Here is a 25,100-nt window from a genome sequence, read left to right on the forward strand (position 1 = left end):
AGGGGGTGAAGGCGGCTACGCCGCCTTCACCCCCTCTCCCCTTAGACCTCTTGAAAGTACTGTCATTTCGAGCGAAGCGAGAAATCTATATTTATTAGTCGGTCAGTAGTGTAAAAAAATATATGGGTTAGTACTTAGCCAACTCCTTACGGAAGGCAGCGTTGGGAATGTACCCCTCAGTATCCTCGGAGTACTCAGGCAGAATCCTTTCCACAAAAAACATGTCGATTTCGCCGATATTTTTTGCGTGTACTTTTCCTCGAAAGTTACACTGGAAATAGTCCTTTATTGCATTGTAAGTGGTTTGGGAGATGTTGACTTTTCCGGCCTCTCCCTTCGATTCCATTCGGCTGGCTACGTTCACCGTGTCGCCCCAAACATCGTAGGCAAACTTTTTCTTACCTATCACTCCAGCCATAACGCTCCCGGTGTGAATCCCTATACGCAATCGCCACAAAGGCTTGTCTTCGAGCTGATCGGTTTTTACCTTTTCCTCCACAAACTTTTGTATTTCCAAAGCCGCTAGCACAGTATCAAAGGGGTGACTCTTGTTAACCTGAGGTACCCCGCCAACGCACATGTAGCAGTCGCCAATGGTTTTAATCTTTTCAATAAAGCGCTTAGTGGTAATCTCGTCGAACGCCTCGAAATAGAAGCTGAGAGCAGCCAAGAAATCTTCGATAGAATTGTACGAGACTGAAAGGCTCGAAAAGTTAACAAAATCGGCAAACATAACCGATACCTCACTGTACTTTTTGGGCTTAACAAACCCCTTTTTCTTAAGTTGATGTGCCGCCACCTCGGGCAGTATATTCAGGAGTAGCGCATCGGATTTATCCTTTTCATCCTCGAGCGATGCTTTCTGTTTTTCAATCTCGTTTCGCTGCTCGTCGAGCATACGGTTTGCTTCCTCAAGGTGCTCCATTATGGAGAGGAGGTTGTCATGCTTATCGCTAAGAGCCTCTTCGGCCATTTTTAGCTCCGTGATATCGGTTTCAATGGCGATAATTTTACTAAGCACACCCTCCGGATTGTAAATGGGGGTTAGCGATGTTTGGATACTCTTACGCTTACTACTATTGGTATACCAGATGGACTCATATATAATGTGCTCTCCTGTTTCGGCACATCTTTTCATCGACTCTGCCGTATTGCTATTAATGCCATGCTCAAAAAGATTGCCTCCAAACTTAACACGAAACTCATCAAGATTACACTCGTAAAGCATTTCGAACCCCTTATTAACCCACACAATCTCTCCCCTACTATCGATAATGGCAAGCGAGCTACCCGCTTTGCTTGCAGCATAGGAGATATCGTTTAGCTGTTCCGATTTCTCAAATAGTTTATTGGTGTATTGTCTTCGGGCTACAGAAATTGCTATACGTTGGGGCAGCGATTCAAAATCCTTTGGGTACTCAAAATAATCGTCAAACTCCGCAAAGAATTCAGAGTCTTCAACTTGAATATCAGAAGAAGAAACAGCTAGCAGGATAGGAACCCACTTACTGGAAGGAATAGAGTGAATAATAGAAAGTACCTTGGAAACCTTTTGCCTACCTATGGATGAGTCGAGAATTAGTATGTTAGGGTTTACATCCGATATCTGTTGCGTAAAATTAGAATCATCGTTGCAGTCGAAGGCATGAAGAGTAAAATTCATGTCAGACTTGGCAAGAACGCACTCCATAGATTCCAGAAAAGTATTGCTACTACAAAAGCATAAGACGGTATATCCCATTACATAACAATTTCCACTTGCTAAAGATAGAAAAGATTATTGTGAAAACTAAACACCTTAATGAAATAAGATGGTGAAAGTTGCACTAATCGTAATTCTCAATATGACTATTAATAATTACGCCATAAAGATCGAAGCCACCTTTACCTCCAGGGCGATTGCTTGAGAAGATCATCACCCTAAACCCTGCAAAATCGAACGATATTGGCCTGTACTCATCGTACTCGGAATTAATTTGAGGGCCAAAGTTCTGGGGAGCAGACCACTGGCCATCCTCCAGAAATGAGTAATACAAATCGTATCCGCCGTACCCGCCTTCACGGTCGGAGGCAAATACCATAAAATTGCCAAAAATGGAGGGGCACTTATCGTTAGCTTCGCTTGAAAGGACTTGTACCTTATCAACATCAACCTCCTGTTCCGTTTTAAGAAATTCGTGCAAGGGCAAGTCAGCCGAAGGAACAAGGCTGTAAATACTATAATCTTCGGAGTCTCTATTGCTACAGAAATACAAGGTTCCTAGCTTATCAAATGCAGGGTACAGATCGTCGGCATCGGAGTTAATGGCTGATGCTTCGAATGGGCCATACAACCTTTGGAGCCCATTATAACTCCAATCCGATCGAGGGGTATACACATAGTTGATGTTAAACTCACCCTCGCCATTGGTTGCGAAAAAGAAATATTCATAGGGGTATTCGTAGTACGACATAGGGCCAAGCTCATCGAAATCGCTATTCACTAAGGGAAAAAGCTTATCTATAAAACTATCGCTTGTACCTATAGGAAAGGCAAAGTTTAGCACATCGTCCTTGCTATGATAAGTAACTTCTATAACCTTGAATACGAAATCGAAGTTCTCGCCATTGCTGTTCCTGTTGGAGGAGAATATTAAAGGAAGTGATCCGTAGCTGTATGGCAGATCAGAATTGTAGTCATCAAACTCAGAATTAATCTTCTCGAGGTTCACCGGTGTATCGGTGATGATTGTATCGTATTCAAATTCATAACTTGGGGGATCATCGGGTAGGCAACTTACCAGCGAGAGTAAAAACACGCCCAATGCAAAAAATTCTATTTTCATATTGTGAGGTTTAGGTTGACGCTATGCTACAACATGCATTCCAAAGATTATCGTTGGGAGGGGGAGCAATAATAGTAATATCTTCACCAGTTACAGGATGTGTAAAATGAAGTGAGCGGGCATGCAAGTTAATTCCCCCATCGGGGTTAGAGCGTGATGCTCCATACTTCAAATCGCCACGGATTGATAAACCGATTTTAGCCAGCTGCGCCCTAATTTGGTGATGCCTACCAGTGTGCAGCTCCACCTCTAACAGGTAGTATCGGCCAGTGCTCCCCAACAACTTATAGGTTAGTCGGGCCTCCTTCCTGCTGGGTTTTGGCTCGGTGTATGCAAACGATTTGTTTTTTTCAGGATTGCGAACCATATAGTGCTTTAGGGTATCGATATTCTGAGGAGGAATCTTATCAACCACAGCCCAGTATATTTTACTAATGGATCCTTCCTGGAAAAGTTTGTTCATCCGGCTTAGGCCTTTGCTTGTTTTGGCAAAAAGTACCACACCGCTAACTGGCCTGTCAATTCGGTGCACCGCCTCAACAAATACATTTCCGGGCTTGTCATCGCGCTGCTTAATAAAGTTTCGAATTGTTTCTAACATTGACTCATCGCCCGTTTTGTCGCCCTGAACAATCTCGCCACACAGCTTATTGATGGCAATTAGATGGTTATCTTCGAACAAAATTCTATCGTTTACACTCTGCATAGCTAGCATTTAAAAATTAGTATTGCTCCCTCTCGTTGGGGAAATCCAAGCCTTTAACATCCTTGATGTAGGCTTGAAAGGCTCCCATCATCTCGGCATATAAATTATGGTATCGACGCAAAAAACGGGGCGAGAACTCATGGGTAATACCCAGCATATCATGCACTACCAGCACCTGCCCGTCAACTCCGGGTCCAGCACCAATGCCAATAATTGGAACTTTTAGCTCCCGGGCTACCTGCGCGCCGAGCTTGGCAGGAATTTTCTCAAGGACAATAGAGAAGCAGCCCGCATCTTCCAATAGGTGTGCATCTTCAACCAGCTTATCGGCCTCCTCCTCCTCGCGAGCACGCACCACATATGTTCCGAATTTATGAATAGACTGAGGCGTAAGACCCAAATGACCCATGATGGGTATGCCAGCAGAAAGAATTCTGTTTACCGATTCTAAAATTTCTCGGCCTCCCTCGAGCTTCACCGCATCGGCACCCGACTCCTTCATGATGCGAATGGCCGAGTTTAGCGCAAGCTTGGAGTCGCCCTGATAGGTACCAAAGGGCATATCAACCACCACAAGCGCTCGCTTAGTAGCCCTAACAACCGACTGGGCGTGGTATATCATCTGATCGAGCGTAATGGGTAGCGTTGACTCATACCCTGCCATTACGTTAGAGGCAGAATCGCCCACAAGAATAATATCAACTCCAGCAGCATCAAGAATTCGGGCTGTGGAAAAATCATATCCTGTTAGCATCGCAATCTTCTCTCCCCTTAGCTTCATTTCATGAAGCACGTGAGTTGTTACAATTTTGGCTTTACCTTCAGTAGACATAGCTATTATTATTGATGTTATACGAATTTGACAAAGATACTGGATTAAAAAGATAGTTCGCTCAAAATGCTAAGGTTTTAAACACCAGAATTTAGGGTAACGGGGAATGGCAAGGAGGAACGCTGATCGAACACTTACCCCCTGTCTTTTTGTCAGCAACAATAGCACGAGAGCAATTAAACCATAATCCACTGACAAGCATTCAAATAAACCCAAACATAATTCTGATTATCTGCTTATTGGGGTAAGAAGTAATTATGACAAATACGCCTATTCAAATAAATGTCTATGCCAATATATCACCAGTAACAACAAAAAAATCAGTTGGCATAATCATTGAGAAACTGATAACTGAATTTTTGAATCGAATAAACTAATCTTTAAAAAAAACATAAAGCAATGAGTAAAATTATTGGAATAGACCTTGGGACAACCAACTCTTGCGTTTCGGTAATGGAAGGGAACGAGCCAGTTGTTATTCCCAACAGCGAAGGCAAAAGAACCACACCATCTATTGTAGCGTTTGTTGAGAATGGTGAGCGCAAGGTGGGCGACCCTGCAAAGCGTCAGGCAATTACCAACCCACAAAAAACCATATTCTCAATTAAGCGATTTATGGGCGAACCCTACGATAAAATGTCAACTGAAATTGGCAGGGTATCGTTTAAGGTTGAAAAGGGCGATAACAACACCCCCCGAGTGGTTATTGACGATCGCAAGTACACCCCACAGGAAATTTCGGCCATGGTGCTTCAGAAGATGAAGAAAACGGCTGAAGATTACTTAGGCCAAGAGGTGCATGAGGCAGTAATTACTGTACCCGCATACTTTAGCGACTCGCAACGTCAGGCAACTAAAGAAGCTGGTGAAATTGCAGGCCTTAAGGTGCGCCGTATTATAAACGAGCCCACAGCCGCTGCACTTGCATACGGTCTTGACAAAAAAAGCGTTGACCAGAAAATAGCTGTGTACGACCTTGGTGGTGGTACCTTTGATATCTCAATCCTTGAGCTGGGCGATGGCGTTTTCGAAGTAAAATCGACCAACGGTGATACCCACCTTGGGGGAGACGACTTTGACCAAAAAATTATTGACTGGTTAGCAGAGGAGTTTAAAAAGGACGAAGGGATTGACCTGCGGAAAGATCCTATGGCCCTACAACGCCTTAAGGAAGCTGCCGAGAAAGCGAAGATTGAGCTTTCCAGCTCATCGCAAACCGAGATCAACCTGCCATACATTATGCCAGTTGATGGTATACCTAAGCACTTGGTTCGCACCCTAACCCGCTCACAATTCGAGAAATTGGTAGACGATTTGGTACAGGCAACCATTGAGCCTTGCCGCAAATCGCTTAAGGATGCTGGGCTAAGCGCATCTGACATTGACGAGGTAATCCTTGTGGGTGGATCAACCCGTATCCCCGCAATACAGCAAGTGGTAGAAAAATTCTTCGGAAAAACTCCAAGTAAAGGGGTTAACCCCGACGAGGTTGTTGCAGTTGGAGCAGCCATTCAAGGTGGCGTGCTTACTGGTGAAGTTAAGGATGTACTTCTTCTTGATGTCACTCCCCTATCGCTTGGTATTGAAACCATGGGCGGTGTTTTCACAAAGCTTATTGAGGCTAACACCACCATCCCTACACGTAAAAGCGAAACATTTACAACTGCATCAGACAATCAACCATCGGTAGAGATTCACGTGCTACAGGGCGAGCGCCCCATGGCTAGCGCCAATAAAACCATTGGCCGCTTCCACCTCGATGGAATTCCACCAGCTCAACGTGGTATACCCCAAATTGAGGTAACCTTCGATATTGATGCCAACGGTATACTAAACGTTTCGGCTAAAGATAAGGGTACTGGAAAAGAGCAACGCATCCGCATTGAGGCTTCGTCGGGACTTACCGAAGACGAAATTAAGAAGATGCGCGAAGAGGCCAAAGCTAACGAGGAATCGGACAAGCAAGCCCGCGAAAAGGTTGATAAGCTTAACACAGCCGACAGCCTAATCTTCCAAACCGAGAAGCAGCTCAAGGAGTTTGGCGACAAGCTACCCGCCGACAAGAAAGGGCCTATTGAGCAAGCGCTAGCCAAGCTTAAGGATGCTCATCAGAAGCAGGATATTGAAGCTATTGATGCTGCCAGCAATGAGCTAAACAGTTTATGGCAAGCAGCCTCAGAGGAAATATACAAGGCTCAGGCGCAGCAGCAAGGTCAGCCAGGTGGTGAGCAGCAAGCTTCTGGCGATGCCAATCAGAAAGCCGACTCAAACGAGGAAGTGACTGATGTAGATTTTGAGGAGGTTAAATAAATTTAATTGCTTCAAATAGATTATAAGCCTCTGGAATAATCCAGGGGCTTTTTTTATACTGAATCACTATCTTTGCCGTTGTTAATAAAAACAGTTTAAACAAGCTATGAAACGAATTACCTACCTTATACTCATTTCGCTTTTGCCTATGCTCACCTACTCGCAGGTCGATACGGTTTTTAACCAAATCGATCACCTAAACAGAATGCAAGGGCATTGGAAAAAGCATTACAAAAATGGAAAAGTAGCATACAAAGGCTTTTTTAAGGATGATAAGCCCCGCGGTGAGTTTACTCGTTACCATGAGAATGGTGTAACCAGCGCTAAGCTCCACTTTAGCCAATGTGGCGATACTGCTCAAGCAACCCTATACAACACATTGGGAAGAGAAGTTGCCCAGGGCAAGTATCTAAAAAAGCATAAGCATGGTGTTTGGGACTACTTTAACGCCCGAAGGCAAAAAGTATTCTCGGAGGAGTATAACGAGGGTAAGAGGCATGGCAAGTTTACTATTTACTATCCCACGGGAGAAATTTTTGAGCAAGTACTTTGGCAAAACGATAAGAAAAGTGGAGCAACAACTCAGTACTACCTCAATGGCCAAATCAAATCATTAATTTTTTACGAAGATGGTACCGAGCACGGCCCGGTTAGGCTGTACTACCCCGATGGAGAAATTAGGCTTGAAGGGAAATATGCCCTTGGGGTTAAGGATAACACCTGGAAATTTTTCGATGCCACCGGAAAACTTGTTAAGCAGGTAAGGTATATCCAAGGAATTGCAGAAAACCATGACGAGCTTGTGGAGCAAGAAACTAAGGAACTCGATGAGCTGCTTCGCAATGTAGGTAAATATCAGGATCCCTCATTTGAAGATTTTGTGGGAGGGCAAAGATTCTAGTATTTAAGGACTATTGCAATTTTAGTGGAAAGATTTTTGGATCGGAAGACCCCCGCCTGAACGATGCAGTCGGGCAGGGAAGTTGGAAGAAGGTAGTATGTTAATTCTGACTTCTCTCGTCATCCGCCAATGAACAGTGGATTGAGAGACAGGTGTCTTTTGTCTTCAAACCCAAAGCAAAGATTTAAGTTTGCTATAATTTTCATAGTTTCCACGAAATTGGTAGTAGAACCAATGTTTTTAGCATTATAGCTAAAGCCAACCCTTGTTATTATATAACGCTAAAGGGTTGGCTTTTTCTGTACCCATTTCTTTAGTGAATGAATTTCACTATACGCCACACACCTAAACACTCATCACATATCCCTAATAATAAGCAATATATACATTATATAATAACACTACCAAAACATTACTAAGAGCAAATGGTCCAATTTTGTAAAAATTGCTTGAATTAGTTAGAAATACATCTTATTTTTGTTTAATAACCGCTAAACACAAATACAAATATCTGCATATCAACATCTACAGAACTAACAGCGTTACCATTTTCTTTGATATCTGATTAAGCTATTCCTTCACTTTTTATTCGATTTGCTAAATTCAAACCTTAGCAAGGATTATGTGCATACCCCCCCCAAATTTTTGATCAACCGTTTAAAACCTAAGATTATGAAAACAATAATTAAATCCATTTATCTAATCTCAACTATTCTAATCGTTGCTAATAATGTGTTACTTGCCCAAACCAACAAAACGGTTGGCAGCGGAGGCAGTTACGAAACACTAAATGCAGCGGTTGCCGATATTAGAGATGGCGTCCTCACTGGAGATATTATTCTCAGCATAACCTCCGATATTACCGAAACAGCAACAACATACATTAGAAAATCGGGTTCTGCCAGTTGGAATTATAGTTCCATCACAATAAGACCATCAGGTGATGCTCGAAAGGTTAATGCAGGGATTGCAGGTGCAATTCTATTTATTGAAGGAAGCAACAACGGTATAGTGATAGATGGTAGAGTAGATGGGACTGGGAGTAGCAATCAACTTACATTTAGCAATAGCTCTGGCCCAGCCATTACAATTGACAACTACTATGGAGTTGAGAATGTTACCTTAAAATATTTAAATCTTGAGGGTATAGTAGCAAGCGCAACTGAAGGTATTGTTAATATACTATCCCATGCAGCCTCTGCAACAGAGGGGATTGTTTTAGAAAATTGTAAAATTGGAAATCCAAACGATTTTGCCACCAACGGTATTTTTGCCAAAGCCTTTAGCAGTGGAAATGTTGAGGTAACTCTACAAAATTGCGAAATAGCCAACGTTTGGCATCCAGAGCACTCCTCAAAAGGAATTAGTGTAAATGAAGGTTGTGAAGGTTGGACTATTACCTCAAACAGCATCTACCAAACATCTAGTCGAACAGCAACAGCTGCCAACACACATTATGGAATTTATATTAATGCAGGAAATGACCATAATATCTTAAATAACTATATTGGTGGCACCGAACCGCAATGCGGCGGCACAGCCTGGATAATTAATGGCGATTATGCCAATAAATTTGTGGGTATTTACCTAAACGTTGGAACAACAACCCCAGCAAGGGTTAATGGCAATACTATTAGCAACTTCAGCCATACCTACCATAGCACCACTAACGCCATTGCCCTACCTGGAATATGGAGTGGAATATATCATAACGGAGGCAATGCAAATATTGGAACTATTACGGGCAACACAATAGGCACAAGCACTGGTACTGATAATATTGTAGTTAACTCAACCGCAGCATCCAACGTTGCAACATTTGGAATTGGAATTAACTCAGCAGGTTCAACCGTAAACGTAAAAAACAATCATATTGGTGGGTTTACGCTAAATGCAACTTCAGCAACTAATGGGCACAGCTTTGCAGGCATTCAAACCTCAGCTGCCACAAATATTACAATGGACAACAATACCATTGGTAGCGAAGCTGATGAAAATAGTATTATTGCCACCAACCCTAACGAGTCGGATACCCATGAGCAAAATGTTAGGGGAATTGAGAATACGGCAAACGCATCAACTATCATCAGCAATAATACTATTGCTAACCTTAGCAATAGTTGTATTCGAAAAGGCGATGTTGTTGGTATTTTTAGCAACAATGGTGTAAACAAAATAGTTGACAACAACATAAGTAAGCTAGCGAATTCCTCTGGCTACAATCAGTACAATATATACAACGTAACGGCTGGTATATCACTTGCATCAAACCTTGATGAGCAGCTAGTAAACCGCAATACAATTCATAATTTATCAAACTACTATAGTGGCGGTACCCAAACCATTATTAGTGGAATTCTATTCCGTGAGGGCTCGGGAGTGGTAAGCCAAAATGTAGTATTCGATATCAGTTTTGCTACTGATTTTTATGGTATAGGGAATGGAATCTGGCTTTTAAGCCCCAGCGATGCAACAGTAATGAACAACGCCATTCGGTTGGGAGTGGGCGAATCCCGCAACAACTCCTTTGTTGGCATACAATCGTACGGCAATAATACAATCCTGGGCAACTCGGTTTATATTGGCGGAACGGCAACGAATGATTTTAAAGCCACCTATGCGTATCGTAAAGATTACTCGGGTACCGATAAGGTTTACAATAATATTTTTTACAATGCAAGGGTATCTCAAACTGGGAATTCAGAGAATTACGCTATGGGTAAATCAACCGGTTCAGGGATTGAAAGCGACTTTAATAACCTGTATAGTTTAAATCCAAACGCTGTTGCCAGCACAAACGTTAATGACAACTACCTCCCAATGGGTTCTAGTTCGTTGGAACAATGGCAGACTGCTACTGGTGGCGATGCCAACAGCCTAAGCGTTGACCCGCAATTTGTGGGAGCAGAAGATGCAATTCCCGATCTACACATTTCAGCCTCATCGCCCATGATAAACATGGGAACATCGATTTACCCTCTTGTGGTTGATATTGATGACGATATCCGCAACCAACTCCCCGATATTGGCTGCGATGAGTTTTATACCGGCTCGGTGTTTGTTGGCGAAGGACAAACCTACACCACCCTAAAGCAGGCTTTCGATGCTATTAACGCAGGAACAATAACCGGGAATATTTCCATCAACATTCAATCGAGCACTACCGAAACCGCCACCGCCACGCTATACCAGAGCGGGTACAACGGAACATCGGACTACACCAGCGTATCCATTGGTACGGTTAGCGAAGATATTACCATTTCGGGGAATATTGCGGCGCCAATCGTTTCGTTCAGCGGGGTGAATAATGTGAATATGGTTGACCTTACCATTGAGAATGAGAACTCCGATGGCTACTGCATTCAGTTTACCAACTCGGCAAGCAACAACCGCATTGCGGGTTGTAACCTTGTGGGCAATACCCAGCTTTCCGATAAGGGACTTATTACATTTGATGTTGCAGGCTCGGGAACGGGAAATAGCAACAATACTATTGAGAGTTGTACCTTTGGAAATGGGATATCAAACTACCAGTATGGTGTGGTATCGGCAGGTACAGCAGGTGTAGGGAATAATTATAACACCATCACAGAATCGAAAATATCTAACTTCTGGAGTAATGCAAACTCATCGGCTGGTATCTATTTAGATGAGAATAACGCCAATTGGAACATTACCGACAACCACCTATACCAAACCGAGGCCATTATGGCTACAGGTGGTAATGAGCATTTTGGAATCCTATCGCTATCAAGCAACAACATCAACATAAGCAATAATTACATTGGTGGAACCAGCCAGGAGTGCGGCGGAACGGCTTGGACTGTAAGTGGTGCATACGCAAACAGCTTCACAGGAATATCCATCAGCGGGGAGAACACTGACGAATCGACCGTAAGCGTGAACACTATCAGCAACTTTAGCTGGACCGTTGCCCCAGAGGCAGATATGTACGAGGGCACCGGCGTATGGACTGCCATTGCCTATGGTGGAGGAATACTTACCATCGCAGACAATACCATTGGCGCTACAACAGGCACTGATAATATTGTTGTTGAAACTACATCGAACTACCACGTGGCCAGCTACGGAATAAAAGGCGGTATTGATGGTGCCAAAGTAACAATATCTGATAATACCATTGGCAGTATTGATATATCGACCAGTAGTGTTGACTACTCGCATATTTTTGTGGGCATTCAGAACGATGGCGCAACGGATATTACCATAAGTAATAACCTTATTGGAAGCCAAAGTACTGCCAAAAGCATTAATGCCTCAACCGAATGTACACATATCGCAACGGGACAGCATGTTGCAGGAATTGTAAACAATGCAAATACTACTAATTGTACAATTACGGAAAACATAGTAAAGAATTTATATAACTCTACGGTTAGTGGCTGGTCGAGCTATAGCGGATCGCCATTTGGGCATGCAGTGTTGGGCATTGCCGTAACCGATGGCGTAAATTCAATTACCAACAACATTATCAGTACTCTTCAAACATCATCTACTGATGTCAGAACTGAAGTAATAAGGGGTATTAGCGTAGTTTCTGATAAAGCAAGACAGGAAGTGAGCAATAACACTATCTCGGGTTTATCTACAACAAACAACACGGCAGACTCGAAACTTATTGGCATAGGGTACGATGGACCACTATCAGGAAATAATGTTATTAGCTGCAATAGAATTTACAATATTACATCAGCAGAGTACACTGGTTACCCATCAACAATAAAAGGAATAAGTTTAGAGGATGGAATATCGACGCAAATAGTGAATAATGTCGTAAGCCTGGGTTTATCCGAAACGGCCGGTCACGAAATAATAGGTATTTACACATCGAAAAATGGTAACTTCTACCACAACAGCGTAAACATTGGTGGTGATGTGTCGGGTTCGCTTAATGGAAATACCTACGCATTCCGAATTAACCAAAACGTTTCAACGGCAGTGGTTAAGAACAATATCTTTGTAAATACCCGCACCAATAGCGGAACGGGTAAAAACTACGCAGCTTTGTGTCAGGGTGATATCGAACTCGATTATAATGCTTACTGGGTTAGTGGAACCGGAACGGTACTCGGAAATGATGGTACTGAAGATATAGCTGAGCTACCCATAGTTGCGGGGCAAGATGAAAACTCGGTACATGCCGAGGTAACCTTCAGCTCTCCAAATAACGGCAATTTAAGCACCGCCACAGCAGCCGTTAATGCTTCTGCAGACGCATCGGTTGGCGTTACCAGTGACTTTGAGGGTAACACCCGAAATCCGCTGTACCCCGATATGGGAGCCTATGAGTTTACTCAGCCTGTAATAATTAACCCAGGAGCCAACTTATATTTTGGCTGGAGCGATGTGTTAACACCAACCGCACCGCAATCGTATCAAATAGTTGGCATAGACCTATCAAACAATTTGGTGGTTACAGCACCCGAGAACTTTGAAGTATCGCTCAGTAGCGACGAGGGTTTTGCTCGGTCAATTTCCGTTCCGCGCACCAACACCAATGTGGATGCAACCATATACGCCCGCTTCCTTCCTGATGAAGTGGGCTATCATTTTGGACAGATTACCAATAGCGCATCTGGACAGGAAGTCACTGTTTATGTTGAAGGTAGTGCACGGGCAATTCCTCCCATTGTAGAAACTGGATTGGCCAGCGATATAACAACAGTAACTACTACTGCCAATGCAGAGATTGTGCATACCGGTGGACAAAACGTAACAAGACGAGGTATCATTTACTGGGCATACGATGGTTTAGACAAAGAGATTGGAGGCGCAGGCGTTTCAAACGAACAGGAGACTGGCTCCTTTGGAGCGGAAGAGTATTCCATTGACATTGCCGAACTAGACATAAACACCCATTACAACTACCGGGCGCACGCCTATAATGCTGAGACCGGCTACGGCGAAACGGCTGATTTTTGGACTCTTGCCAGTATTCCCAATGCACCAGAAATTACTAACATTACAACTAGTACGCTCGATATTACTTTCGAAAATAATTCAAATCCTGAGATCACACAGTTTGCCATTCACGAAACAACAACCAACCGGTACATTCAACCCGATGGGAGTATGAACACCACTCCAGCATGGCAAACTAAAAGCGAATGGGGTACAACGGCTGTTACGCTTTACGATGTAAACAACCGAACTGGAAATAGAAACTATAACTTTGAAATAAAAGCCCGAAACGGAGCTGAGATAGAAACATCTTATGGCGATGCCACCAATATTACAACCCTGGCCAATACGCCAAACCCAACCTATTTGCACAGCCCAACCGAGACATCATTCAGATTATCTGTATATTCCAATGCCCAGGATTACTCCAACAATACAACTAACACGCTATATGCAATTAAAGAAAATAACCTTGGTAAGTATGTTCAAACCAATGGTACTTTGGGCGATTTGATTGAGTGGAGCACTAGAGACAACTGGGCGATTACGCTTACCGGGCTATCACCAGCCACCGAGTACTCATTCAGCACCATTGCAAAGAACGACGATGGCATTGAAACCGAATACAGCACCCCCGCAACGCAATACACCAATGCAGCAATTCCCAATACTCCTTTAGCTAGCATACTGGATGAAGCTCAACTTGAAGTGGGAATTGCTGCTGATGATAACCCAGCAGATGTGGAATACTGCATTAAGATTGGAGCATATAGCAACAATCACTACGTAGGGACCGACGGTGCCATTATCTATGGCCCAGCTTGGCAAACTAGCGCTGAGTGGGAAAGCACCCTTGTTACTGCAATTGCTCCCAATACGGCATTTTACCTAACTACAAAAGCTCGTAACGGAGCGGGAGTTGTAACTGATGCATCAGCTCAGGTTGATGGTACAACCACAGCCAAAGCACCACCAGCACCTAACCTGTACTTACCTGGAAGTGGAGTTGACAAATTTACCCTGTGGGTTGTATACCTAGGTAGCAACCCATCAAACACTGAATTGGCCATACAGGATGAAATATCAGGCCAGTTTGTGCAGCCCAATGGCACTTTTACCGATACGCCAGCCTGGCAGACCAAGGCCAGCTGGGACCAAACCGAGGTGCAGGCCGAAGCGGCTACGCAATACAGCATAAGGGTTAAGGCCCGCAATGCTAACGATATTGAAACTGCCTTTGGCGAACCATCGGAGGTGTGGACCAATCCATACGCACCGGGTATAACCTTATCAAACAACACCAACATCTCTATTGATGCTGATATTGATACAAAGGGAAACCCCAGTGCAGTTGAATACGCCCTTAAAACCCTCAATAGTAATAAATGGGTGCAAACCGACGGAACGCTGGGTGATGAATCGTTCTGGCAATCCATAGAGGATTGGGGAAGTATCACCATTACTGGACTTTCGCCGGATACCGAGTATGGAGTGGTGGCCTACGCCCGTGCCAACGAAGAGCAATCGGTTTACAGCTGGGACGAGCAGGCCAAGGCACGTACCCATGCTAATACCCCAGGAGCGCCAACATTCACTGATATATCGCAAACCTCACTGAATGTATCAATTGATGCCAATAGCAATCCCGCTTCCGTTCGCTATGCCATTTACGAAACCTTAACCGGCAAATACGTTGGTTATAGCGGAATTTTAAATGACGATCCTACTTGGCATAGCATCGAGTTCAGCAATAGCATTGCTGTTAATAATATTTCCGCAGTAACCGAATATACATTCAAAGCGAAGGCGCGCAACTCCGAAAATATTGAAACAGATTATGGCCCCGAAGCAAGTGTTACTACTATTGATGGTCCACCAGTATCTCCTACCCTAATAAACCCCGCCAATAATTCAACTGATAATTCAACAACTATAGTATTTGAATGGGAAGAGATAAGCAATGCCGAGAGTTACAGTATTCAAATCTCTCGGAATAGCTACGCTCTCGATTTAATTTATGAGGAAGATGGTATAGGTAACTCATCTGTTGAGATTAGCAATCTCCCCAATGGTACAACCCTATACTGGAGGGTAAACGCCACAAATCAGAGCGGAACTAGTGCATGGTCATCATTCTGGTCTTTTTCAACAGAACCAGGGCCTCCTGAGGCTCCAGAATTAATCTACCCCGACAATGGAGGAGGTAATCTGCAACCAACAGAATGGTTCCAATTTTCCTGGTCACGACCTAACCACACCGATGGCTTCACCATTCAAATATCTAAGGAACCAGATTTCAGCTCGTTTGAGTTGGATTTTACATACAACCTATCGTCATGGAACGATCCACACTATTTTTACTTTGATAACATTTCACACAACACTACATACTACTGGCGTGTAAAAGCATGGAATGAGTATGGTGATAGCCAATGGTCGGATGAGTATTCATTTACCACTAAGGATGTAACACCAGATATTCCAATACTAATTTCGCCTGTAAATAACCAAACTGATATTGAGACATATTATGTTGAACTTGAGTGGAACTGGTCGGATCATGCCGATTGGTTCGAAATACAGGTAGCCACCAATTCAGATTTCTCTTCACCAATAGTTGATTTGCAAAACCATACTCAGGTTTACTACCCAATTGACGGTTTAAACGAGAATACAACCTACTTCTGGAAAGTGCAAGCGGTTAACCCTTGGGCAAAAAGTAGTTGGACCCAGACGTGGAACTTCACAACGGTTGGGGGAACAGGAGTACCTACATATAGTGAGAATGACGTTACCGTATATCCTAATCCGGCAACAGAAATTATCAAAATAAACGGGATAGATGGTAAGTTTAGAGTTGAAGTAATTTCGGAACTTGGCGTTAAGCTAATTGACCAAGAGGTAGTGAACAGCAAGGTTAACGTCGGCAACCTAACGCCGGGGGTTTACATTATAAAAATTGAAACCATTAAGGGCATTGTTACTAAGCAATTCATAAAGCAATAGCAAAAGAGAGGGGTTTGGCACAGCCAAACCCCTCTCTTTAAAAAAAGTTATTTAAAAACTACATAAATAGCTTAGGTACCAAATCAACCACACGGTTTGAGTAGCCCCACTCGTTGTCGTACCACGATAGGATTTTAATGGTTTTTCCATTTACCATAGTGGCCGATGCATCGAAAATTGAGCTGTGTGAGTTGTGGATAATGTCCACAGAAACAATAGGATCCTCGGTGTACTCAAGAATTCCCTTCATAGGGCCTTCGGCGGCCTTCTTAATCGCTGCGTTTACTTCCTCCTTGGTAACCTCGCGCTTAAGCACTGCTACAAGGTCAACAACCGAACCGGTTGGTACAGGAACACGAACTGCCAGACCATCGAGTTTGCCCTTAAGCGAAGGAATCACCTTACCTACAGCCTTGGCTGCGCCAGTGGTGGTAGGAATCATAGAAACAGCGCATGAACGAGCCCTGCGAAGATCGCTGTGTGGTGCATCCAGAATACGCTGATCGTTGGTATAGGCGTGGATGGTGTTCATCAAACCATTCTCAATTCCAAACTCATCGTTAAGCACTTTGGCCACAGGGGCAAGGCAGTTGGTGGTGCATGAAGCGTTGGATACGCACTGATCCTCAGGCCTTAAATCATCGTCGTTTACGCCCAGAACAACCATGCGGTCAATCTCATCCTTCGAGGGTACGCAAAGAATCACCTTTTTGGCACCGTTCTTAATGTGGTCGCCGTATCCACCCTTTTCGCTCTCACGCTTGGTGAAAATACCTGTCGACTCTACAACCACATCGGGAGTTTGTGCCCACTTAATGTTGATGGGGCTACGCTCGGCATGCACAGGATACTTTGTTCCATTGGCAATTAGCGAGGTCTCATCGTAGCTAACAGTTCCGTTGAACTTACCCTGAGTGGAGTCATATTTTAGAAGATGAGCAAGTGTTTTAGTATCAGTCAAATCGTTAATTCCAACGATCTCGATATCGGAGCGCTCAAGAGCAATCTTGAAAACATTGCGCCCAATGCGGCCGAAGCCGTTAATAGCAACTTTAATTTTTGCCATAGCCATTTGTTTTTTTTAAGTTAATATAATACAACTGTGTGCAGTAGAAGTCTCAGAATTCAGTTCAAAGATACAAAAAATATAAATAGCTAAACCCTATACAAGTTCAGCAGTGCGTGAAAAAAACGCAAACGGTTGAGCTCTTAGTCGCAATGGGGATCAGCCATTTGTAGGTCGAAAATAGACAGTTAGCTGCCCGACAAGGCCAGAATCTCTTCCTTCGATTTAACAGGATTTAACCCATGCTCTTCACCAAGCTTAAGCATAAGTTCGTAAGCTTCATCAAAATCGTTCTTAATCTTTCCATCAAGTATGGCCTCCTTAATGGTATCCTTTATTATGCCAACGGGCTTACTTGGTGCTATACCAAAAACACTCATAATAATTTCGCCCGTTATGGGAGGCTGGAAATTGCGAACCGCATCCTTCTCCTCAATCTCCACAAGTTTTTTGCGCACCAGCTTAAAGTTGGCCAAGTAACGCTTTACCTTGGCATCGTTCTTTGAGGTGATATCGGCTTCGCAAAGGGTCATCAACTCGTCAATATCATCGCCAGCATCAAATAAAAGTCGGCGCACAGCCGAGTCGGTTACATCGTCGCTCGATAGGATAATGGGCCTTAGGTGCAGATGAACCAGCTTCTGCACGTACTTCATCCTGTCGTTAAGTGGTAGTTTGAGCTTGCGAAATATCTTAGGAACCATCTTTTGCCCCACAAACTCATGCGAATGGAAGGTCCACCCCTGCCCCTTGATATACTTTTTGGTTAAAGGCTTGGCAATATCATGCAGAAGGGCAGCCCAACGCAACCATAGGTTGTCCGATTTTTCTGCCACATTGTCAAGCACCTGTAACGTATGGTAGAAATTATCCTTGTGGTTGTGATTTTGAACCCTATCGACGCCCTTAAGCGCTGTGAACTCAGGGAAAAACTGTTCAAGTAAACCGGTTTGCTCAAGAAGCAAAAAGCCATCTGATGGTTTCTTCGAGAGGATAATCTTATTCAGCTCATCCACAATCCGCTCAACGGAAATAATTTGCAACCGCTCCTTATTCTCACTCAGCGCCCTAAAGGTACTTCGTTCAATATCGAACTTAAGCTGGGTGGCAAACCTAACCGCACGCATCATCCGCAGGGGATCGTCGGAAAAGGTTTGGTTGGGATCCTGGGGAGTGCGAATAATCCTATCCTCAATATCGGAAACTCCATTGAAGGGATCGACCAGCTGACCAAAAGTATCGGGATGAAGGCTAATTGCTAAGGCATTGATAGTAAAATCGCGCCTTAGCTGATCATCCTCAATGGTGCCATCCTCAACCATAGGTTTCCGTGAATCGGGAGTATACGACTCCTTTCGAGCTCCCACGAATTCAACCTCCCAGTCGCCCACTTTTATCTGAGCAGTTCCAAATCGCTTGAAAACGGTTACTCGCTTTACGCCCAACTTTTTTGCTACAAGCTCAGCCAACTCTATACCCGAGCCCTGAACCACCACATCAATATCCTTCGACTCTCGTTTTAAAAAAATATCCCTTACAAAACCACCCACCACGTAGGTTGGCCTATCCAGCTCGCCGGCAACTTCCGAAACGGCTTTAAAAATCTTACTATTTATATATTCTTGCATAAGGCTAACTGACACTTCCATTGGTAAACCTGACAAAATTACAACTTATTAGCATTAATTAGTAATACCAATTTTTATTGTTATTGAAAAGGGAAGAATATAATGCCTCCTCAATTACTTGATTTCTCAAATACTAACGCATTTAATACTATGAAATATTTGGCTCAATAATTTTTTCAAATTATTTGTGGAATACAATTTGTTATCTAGATATCTACATATTTACTTAATTTAATCAAAATAAACTATGAAACTATTGCAAACCGCTGTGCATGAAATTGAAACAGCAGCTGAACTTGAGAAGATTATTAACGAGAATGAGAATGTAATGGTATGCTGTGGCCGAATGGGCCCAATGTGTATTCCTGTGTACGATGTGATGGAAGAACTTGAAGAGGAACGTACGAATGTGAAGTTCTACTCCATGGCTTTTGACTCACCCGAAGCTGGTATTATTAGAAATGCACCAATGTGCAGCAGCTTTATGGGTTTACCCTTCACAGTGTACTATAAGAATGGTAAAATGGTAAAGGCTACCACTAGTATTCAGAATAGGAAGCAAATTACCGATATACTCGATGAGCACCTAAGCTAATCGACCATAAACAGGAAATTAATTTTGGCATTAGGATAATAGAAATGGACGAAGTTTTTGATGTAATGATTGTAGGCGCAGGTGCCGCGGGGCTTACCGCTGGCATCTACGCCTCAAGGGCCAAGCTAAGCACGGTTATACTTAACGAGGGGGCCATTGGTGGGCAAATGGTGCTAACCAACGAGATAGCGAATTACCCCGGTGTTGAAACAACCAATGGCTTTGTATTGGCCAATACCATGAAGAAGCAAGCCAAGGACTTTGGCTGCAAGATAAAATCGAACGTAAAGATTGTTGAGTACAAGCTGAACGAGAAGATAAAATCAGTAGTGCTAGACGATGGTCGTACCTTCAGCGCCAAAGCGGTGATTCTTGCACAGGGAGGGCGTCCACGCTCTTTGAACATTCCGGGAGAGGAAACGTTTAAAGGCAGGGGTATATCATACTGCGCAACGTGCGATGGTGAGTTTTTCACCGATAAGGAGCTGGTAGTGGTTGGTGGAGGCAACTCAGCGCTCGAGGAGGCCGTAACGCTAACCAAATATGCATCGAAAGTAACAATTGTTCATCAGTTCAATCAATTTCAAGCTTTTGAACATGCTGTTCAGGAAGCAAAGAGTAACCCCAAAATCGATTTCGTTATGGGGTCGGAGCTACGAGGGTTCTTTGGCAACGGAAAGTTGGAAAAGGTAAGCATCGAGAATCTTGCCACCAAGGATCTATTCGATAAGAAAGTGGATGGCACATTTATCTTTATTGGTTACCTTCCAAATACCGAATCGTTAGAAGGAGTGGTAACACTCAACGAGCGTAACGAGATAGTGGTTGATGGGGAGATGAGAACCAATATCCCAGGCGTATTTGCTGCAGGCGATTGCATAGCCAAAAGGTATAGGCAAGTAACCACCGCAGTGGCCGATGGCACCATTGCAGCCCTCAGCGCATCGGAATATTTAAGAACTAGCAAATAGATTTGTTTATGCATCAGGTAAATTCTTTAGCGGAATTTAAATCACTGGTTTCCAATAGTGCAAAGGCCTACCTCCTGCTTTATAAAAGTGGTACAGAAAAGAGCGATTGCGCCCTACAAAACATTGAGGCTGGCTTAAAGGATGTAAAGGGTTTAGATGTTTACTTAGCCGATGTAACAAGCACTAGGGATATTCATCCTGCATACAACGTAACTTCCGTACCCACGCTAATTGAGTTTAACCAGGGTACGGCAAAGAATGTTATTAAGGGCTGCAACGAGACCAATTACTACAAGGCACTTTTTGATGATGCTCTTTTCATTGTAGAGAGCAAGGGTGATGAAATACCACAGAAATCGGTAACTGTTTACTCCACCCCAACCTGCTCATGGTGCAACACGCTTAAGGCATATCTGCGTAAGCATCGCATTAGGTTTACCGATATTGATGTGTCGCGAAACCAGAGTGCTGCCGATGAGATGGTAAGGCGATCGGGCCAACGAGGAGTACCTCAAACCGATATTGGCGGGGAGATGATTGTGGGCTTTAACCAGACCAGAATTAGCGAACTGTTGAACATTAAAGGGCAATAGTTTAAGCATTGTAAATAATATTTTGTAACTTGATTTTTTTGATACACCCATGAAAGAATTACAACCAGTGAACCAAAACGTGCTGTTGGACTTACCGTCCAATGGCGAAGAGGCCAAAACTGCATCGGGAATTATTATACCCGACATGGCTAAGGAAAAGCAAAACATTGCCCGCGTTGTGGCAATGAGCAATATTGATAATTCAGAAATCGCCGTGGGCGATGAGGTTATGTACAATGGTTTCGGCGGCACCGAAACGGAGTTCGAAGGGAAGAAATATCTTCTTATTCAGTACTCCGACATCATGGCCAAAATAGTTGAAACCGACGAAATTTAATTAACAGGGAGAATAACCCCTCCCCATTTTAAAAATCCAAACAGACAAAAATTATGTTAGAACATTTGACAATGGAAACATTCAAATCGAAGGTTTTCGATTTTGAGAAGAATACCGAATGGAAATTCGAGGGCAATAAGCCAGCCGTAATTGATTTTTATGCCGACTGGTGTGGCCCATGCAAAATGGTTGCCCCTATTCTAGAGGAACTATCGAAGGAGTACGATGGCAAAATTGATATCTACAAGGTAGACACTGAAGCCGAACAGGAACTTGCCGGACTATTTGGCATTAGAAGCATCCCTTCAATCCTATTCATTCCAATGGACGAAAAACCCCAGATGGCTGCCGGCGCATTGCCAAAGGATACCTTTAAGCAGGCGTTTGCCGATGTGCTAAAGGTAAGCTAAACCTGATAAGGGTTTATAAACAGGCTGCCCAAAAGGGAGTACCAAAGGGGATAATAGTTCCCTAGCATCTTATAAAACCAGATGTTGCTGTACTTTCCTTTTGGGCAGCCTGTATTCTTGCTAATTGATACCCTGATGCTGAATGGATGACAGTACAGAGTCCTTTTTTCGTGAGGAAACAGGAATTTGACTCCCGCTGGTTAGCACCAGCATGCCGCCATCCGATTTTTGGTATCGATCGATAAACCTAAGGTTTACCATATGGCTTTGGTGGCAACGAACAAATCCGTATGCCGAAAGTAAATCATCGTAATGCTTAATATTGTGCGAAACAGTTATGCGCTTTCCGCTCTCGAGGTAAAAATGGCAGTAGGCCCCATCCGATTCTATACGACATAAATCAGTGGTTTTAATCAAATGAATATCATCATTGGTCTTAAGCACAATACGTTTATCGTAACGTGTACTCTCGGTTAAATTATGGAGTAATGTTAGCAATTCGAGTTGCTTACCCTCATGGGCATTGTGATGAATCGCTTTGCCAATGGCATCCTTAAGTTCAATAGGATTAACGGGTTTTAGAATATAATCGACTGCACTAAGCCTAAAGGCTTGCACAGCAAACTGATCGAATGCGGTGATAAAGATTATTTTGAATTCGGGATTAGGAAATGCTTTAACCACATCAAAGCCTGAACCATCGGAGAGTTCAATATCAAGGAGAACAGTATCAGGTTTAAATTTCCTAATGCCATCTATGGCATCGGAAACGCTGTGCGCACAACCTAAAATGGTGATATTAGGATAGAAATCGCTAACCATTGCTGTCAGCGTTTCAACCGAGGCTTGCTCATCATCAACAATAAACACACTCATCGATACTAATTGTTAGTTGGACTAGTTTAGCCTACTTAGGCTATCGCTAAAAAGTAAAGGTAATTTCAGGATTAAGCGAGTACCGCCCCCATCCTCGGCACCAATATCTTCGTATTCAAAATTGGCCCTGCATTTGAGCTGCCTGCATAAAACGGAAAGCCGTTCGCGAGTTATCTGGGTGGCTAACGATTTGTGTGTGCCCTCCTTCTTCCCTATAGCCTTGCTAATACCAATGCCATTGTCAACTACCTCACAGTACAAAATATCGTTGGCCTCAACAAACTTTATTTGAATCATACCGTCTGTTCTATCCTTCTCAAACCCATGAATTACGGAATTTTCAACAAAGGGCTGAACAATCAGTGGTGGAATCATTATCTCAGCTGCATCGTTTGCGGTTTCGAGAGCTATTGAATAGTTGAAAAGGTTGGGAAACCTAACTTTCTGCAAATCTAAAAACAGCTTGATGGCTTCAATTTCCGATTGCAGTGGCACCAGATTACTTCTTGAACTATCGAGTACAAGCCTAATAAACTTGGCAAAGCTGGCCACCAGCTCTGCAGCCACCAGCTTGTCGGCCCTATAAACCATATTCTGAATGGCCGAAAGGGAGTTGAACAGGAAGTGAGGGTTCATCTGCGAACGAAACAATTGATGCTCAAGAATTAGTCTTTGCTGTTTCGATTTTAGTTTGGAACTATAAATCCAAAGAATTGCTAGCAGGATGGTTGTGAAAAGCAACAAGGATATTGAAATAATTAGGTAGTTCTTGGTTTCATTTTTCTTCTCAAGCGCTGCCGATAGGCTTGCCAAATGGCTAATCTCCTCTGTCTTTCGCTCATCTTGGTAAACGACCTCAAGCCTTGAAATCTCATTGCGCTTCTCGAGCGACATTATGCTATCGTTAATCGATGAGTACTGCAGGTGGTTATGGTATGCCTCAGAATATTTCCCCAGCGCCGCATATGCCTTGGACAAGTGCTTATAGGCGAACCGCTGATTAACCAGAGCAGATGTTTGCTTTGCCAAGTCGAGCTGCATTTTGGCATATTCAATGGCATGCTCCCAGCCCTCTCTTGCCACCTCCAAATCGGCCAAGTTACCATAAACCAGTGCCAAACCCTGCTTATTGCCAACCCTTCCCAAGTTTTGTTTTGCCTTATTAAAATACACCTCTGCACTTGCATAGTTACCAAGACGTTTTTCCAGAACACCTAGGTTAGATTGAATTAAACCTACATTTCCGGTTAATCCATTCGCCTCACAAAAGTTTAAAGCCGCCTCGTAGTGCGGAAGTGCTTCGGCAAACTGTCCGCTGGAGTTTAAAATGTTGGCTAATGTTAGGCTAGTGGCAGCAATGCCACGCTCATTGCCCAGCTTTTTGTGAAGATCTAACGCTTGCGCTATATACTCCAAAGCTTTCTCAGGCTCCCCAATCTCTTGATAAATGTTAGCTGTGTTGGTATGAAAAATGGCAATACTTGCGCTATCGTTATACAGCAGAGCAATGTTAACTGCATCCTGATAGGTTTTAAGAGCATCTGAGTAGTTCCCAAGCTTCTTCTGAAAAACTCCTTTGGAGTTTGCAATGGCAGTATAATCTTGATAGTAGATACTCGGTAAAATATCCCTGTAAGCCTCTATTTCCAGCAGGGCCTGATCAATTAGGCTCAAAGCATCGGCCAATTTACCGGTGTTGCTATGAGCAACCGCAATGCCCCTTTGGGCCAAGGCTTTTGAACGAGTTAATTTTGCCCTAATGGTATCGGTATCGCTGTGCCTATTTAACCTCTTCGTTGAAACGTCAATGATTCTCGTGTAAAGATGGATGGCCGAATCGGGACGGATATCGGCTAGTGAATCGGCACTCCGAATAAAAACCTGCAGCGTATCAACAGGCAGGTTGATAGCCAAATTATTTGAGGGACTACTATTGCAGCACCACATTGCAATACAGCAAGCAAGTGCAATAAGAGCCAACTTTAGTGATCTGATGAAAGTTAGGTTCATAGTACCAAATAAGAATAAATTTACAGCGATATTTTTAAACCACCTCGTAAATCATCATCTTTTTAAATCTAAAATACTGCTATACAATATAAAGCCTTACAATGCTTGATGT

Annotated in this window: 15 protein-coding genes and 1 pseudogene; 8 read left to right on the forward strand and 8 right to left on the reverse strand. The window is 43.3% G+C overall.

All coding sequences use genetic code 11. The features are described from left to right. Positions 1–127: 127 nt before the first annotated feature. The 4 genes from G8O23_RS05135 to panB all read right to left on the reverse strand — a co-directional run bounded on the left by G8O23_RS05135 (position 128) and on the right by panB (position 4,363). Positions 128–1,690, reverse strand: a complete 1,563-nt coding sequence (locus G8O23_RS05135) for an adenylate/guanylate cyclase domain-containing protein (protein ID WP_166362479.1) — start codon at positions 1,688–1,690, stop codon at positions 128–130. Positions 1,691–1,826: 136 nt separating this feature from the next. Then, complete coding sequence (locus G8O23_RS05140; protein WP_166362481.1) at positions 1,827–2,825, reverse strand: PD40 domain-containing protein; 999 nt, start codon at positions 2,823–2,825, stop codon at positions 1,827–1,829. Between the two features lie 10 nt (positions 2,826–2,835). Then, positions 2,836–3,531: an RluA family pseudouridine synthase gene (locus G8O23_RS05145; protein ID WP_166362483.1), complete on the reverse strand. Its 696-nt coding sequence runs from the start codon at positions 3,529–3,531 to the stop codon at positions 2,836–2,838. A gap of 16 nt (positions 3,532–3,547) precedes the next feature. Beyond that, positions 3,548–4,363, reverse strand: coding sequence for a 3-methyl-2-oxobutanoate hydroxymethyltransferase (panB, locus tag G8O23_RS05150; protein WP_166362485.1), 816 nt, complete (start codon positions 4,361–4,363; stop codon positions 3,548–3,550). Positions 4,364–4,762: 399 nt separating this feature from the next. On the opposite strand from panB, the gene dnaK reads away from it, so the two are divergent. The 3 genes from dnaK to G8O23_RS05165 all read left to right on the forward strand — a co-directional run bounded on the left by dnaK (position 4,763) and on the right by G8O23_RS05165 (position 16,502). Then, complete coding sequence (gene dnaK / locus G8O23_RS05155; protein ID WP_166362487.1) at positions 4,763–6,673, forward strand: molecular chaperone DnaK; 1,911 nt, start codon at positions 4,763–4,765, stop codon at positions 6,671–6,673. 106 nt (positions 6,674–6,779) lie between these two features. After that, entirely contained in the window at positions 6,780–7,574 is a 795-nt protein-coding gene (locus G8O23_RS05160) for a toxin-antitoxin system YwqK family antitoxin (protein WP_166362489.1), read from the forward strand. Between the two features lie 672 nt (positions 7,575–8,246). Continuing rightward, on the forward strand, positions 8,247–16,502 hold the full coding sequence (locus tag G8O23_RS05165; protein WP_166362491.1) for a T9SS type A sorting domain-containing protein: 8,256 nt from the start codon (positions 8,247–8,249) through the stop codon (positions 16,500–16,502). A gap of 58 nt (positions 16,503–16,560) precedes the next feature. On the opposite strand, the gene gap is transcribed toward G8O23_RS05165, so the two are convergent. Both gap and G8O23_RS05175 read right to left on the reverse strand, forming a co-directional pair. Beyond that, the gene (gap, locus tag G8O23_RS05170; protein ID WP_219932420.1) at positions 16,561–17,568 is read right to left on the reverse strand and encodes a type I glyceraldehyde-3-phosphate dehydrogenase; all 1,008 of its coding nucleotides are present in this window, start codon (positions 17,566–17,568) and stop codon (positions 16,561–16,563) included. 188 nt (positions 17,569–17,756) lie between these two features. Next, positions 17,757–19,217: a CCA tRNA nucleotidyltransferase gene (locus G8O23_RS05175; protein WP_166362493.1), complete on the reverse strand. Its 1,461-nt coding sequence runs from the start codon at positions 19,215–19,217 to the stop codon at positions 17,757–17,759. 226 nt (positions 19,218–19,443) lie between these two features. Between G8O23_RS05175 and G8O23_RS05180 the strand changes: the two genes are divergently transcribed. The 5 genes and pseudogenes from G8O23_RS05180 to trxA form a co-directional block, all read left to right on the forward strand. Continuing rightward, a complete protein-coding gene (locus G8O23_RS05180) occupies positions 19,444–19,791 on the forward strand; it encodes a thioredoxin family protein (RefSeq protein ID WP_166362495.1) in 348 nt (115 codons plus the stop codon). A 44-nt stretch (positions 19,792–19,835) separates the two neighbouring features. After that, on the forward strand, positions 19,836–20,762 hold the full coding sequence (locus G8O23_RS05185) for an NAD(P)/FAD-dependent oxidoreductase (RefSeq protein WP_166362497.1): 927 nt from the start codon (positions 19,836–19,838) through the stop codon (positions 20,760–20,762). An 8-nt stretch (positions 20,763–20,770) separates the two neighbouring features. Further along, positions 20,771–21,355 carry a glutaredoxin family protein gene (locus tag G8O23_RS05190; RefSeq protein ID WP_166362499.1) on the forward strand — a complete coding sequence of 195 codons (585 nt, stop codon included), beginning with the start codon at positions 20,771–20,773 and terminating at the stop codon, positions 21,353–21,355. A 49-nt stretch (positions 21,356–21,404) separates the two neighbouring features. Further along, positions 21,405–21,692 carry a co-chaperone GroES gene (locus G8O23_RS05195; protein ID WP_166362501.1) on the forward strand — a complete coding sequence of 96 codons (288 nt, stop codon included), beginning with the start codon at positions 21,405–21,407 and terminating at the stop codon, positions 21,690–21,692. Between the two features lie 62 nt (positions 21,693–21,754). Continuing rightward, positions 21,755–22,102, forward strand: a pseudogene (gene trxA, locus G8O23_RS05200) (thioredoxin); the annotation flags it as partial. Between the two features lie 120 nt (positions 22,103–22,222). Here the strand turns inward: trxA and G8O23_RS05205 are convergent. Further along, positions 22,223–22,978 (reverse strand): LytR/AlgR family response regulator transcription factor, encoded by a 756-nt coding sequence (locus tag G8O23_RS05205; protein WP_166362505.1) that lies wholly within the window; start codon positions 22,976–22,978, stop codon positions 22,223–22,225. A gap of 21 nt (positions 22,979–22,999) precedes the next feature. Further along, a complete protein-coding gene (locus tag G8O23_RS05210; protein WP_166362507.1) occupies positions 23,000–24,988 on the reverse strand; it encodes a tetratricopeptide repeat-containing sensor histidine kinase in 1,989 nt (662 codons plus the stop codon). Between the last annotated feature and the right edge of the window lie 112 nt (positions 24,989–25,100).

The organism is Perlabentimonas gracilis, from assembly GCF_011174675.1.
GTDB classification, from domain to species: domain Bacteria; phylum Bacteroidota; class Bacteroidia; order Bacteroidales; family Tenuifilaceae; genus Perlabentimonas; species Perlabentimonas gracilis.

What these genes read in the sequence shown, in the direction of transcription:
- G8O23_RS05135 (WP_166362479.1), bottom strand. Translation starts at nt 1,690, where the DNA reads ATGGAGTGCGTTCTTGCCAAGTCTGACATGAATTTTACTCTTCATGCC.
- G8O23_RS05140 (WP_166362481.1), bottom strand. Translation starts at nt 2,825, where the DNA reads ATGAAAATAGAATTTTTTGCATTGGGCGTGTTTTTACTCTCGCTGGTA.
- G8O23_RS05145 (WP_166362483.1), bottom strand. Translation starts at nt 3,531, where the DNA reads ATGCAGAGTGTAAACGATAGAATTTTGTTCGAAGATAACCATCTAATT.
- panB (WP_166362485.1), bottom strand. Translation starts at nt 4,363, where the DNA reads ATGTCTACTGAAGGTAAAGCCAAAATTGTAACAACTCACGTGCTTCAT.
- dnaK (WP_166362487.1), top strand. Translation starts at nt 4,763, where the DNA reads ATGAGTAAAATTATTGGAATAGACCTTGGGACAACCAACTCTTGCGTT.
- G8O23_RS05160 (WP_166362489.1), top strand. Translation starts at nt 6,780, where the DNA reads ATGAAACGAATTACCTACCTTATACTCATTTCGCTTTTGCCTATGCTC.
- G8O23_RS05165 (WP_166362491.1), top strand. Translation starts at nt 8,247, where the DNA reads ATGAAAACAATAATTAAATCCATTTATCTAATCTCAACTATTCTAATC.
- gap (WP_219932420.1), bottom strand. Translation starts at nt 17,568, where the DNA reads ATGGCAAAAATTAAAGTTGCTATTAACGGCTTCGGCCGCATTGGGCGC.
- G8O23_RS05175 (WP_166362493.1), bottom strand. Translation starts at nt 19,217, where the DNA reads ATGGAAGTGTCAGTTAGCCTTATGCAAGAATATATAAATAGTAAGATT.
- G8O23_RS05180 (WP_166362495.1), top strand. Translation starts at nt 19,444, where the DNA reads ATGAAACTATTGCAAACCGCTGTGCATGAAATTGAAACAGCAGCTGAA.
- G8O23_RS05185 (WP_166362497.1), top strand. Translation starts at nt 19,836, where the DNA reads ATGGACGAAGTTTTTGATGTAATGATTGTAGGCGCAGGTGCCGCGGGG.
- G8O23_RS05190 (WP_166362499.1), top strand. Translation starts at nt 20,771, where the DNA reads ATGCATCAGGTAAATTCTTTAGCGGAATTTAAATCACTGGTTTCCAAT.
- G8O23_RS05195 (WP_166362501.1), top strand. Translation starts at nt 21,405, where the DNA reads ATGAAAGAATTACAACCAGTGAACCAAAACGTGCTGTTGGACTTACCG.
- G8O23_RS05205 (WP_166362505.1), bottom strand. Translation starts at nt 22,978, where the DNA reads ATGAGTGTGTTTATTGTTGATGATGAGCAAGCCTCGGTTGAAACGCTG.
- G8O23_RS05210 (WP_166362507.1), bottom strand. Translation starts at nt 24,988, where the DNA reads ATGAACCTAACTTTCATCAGATCACTAAAGTTGGCTCTTATTGCACTT.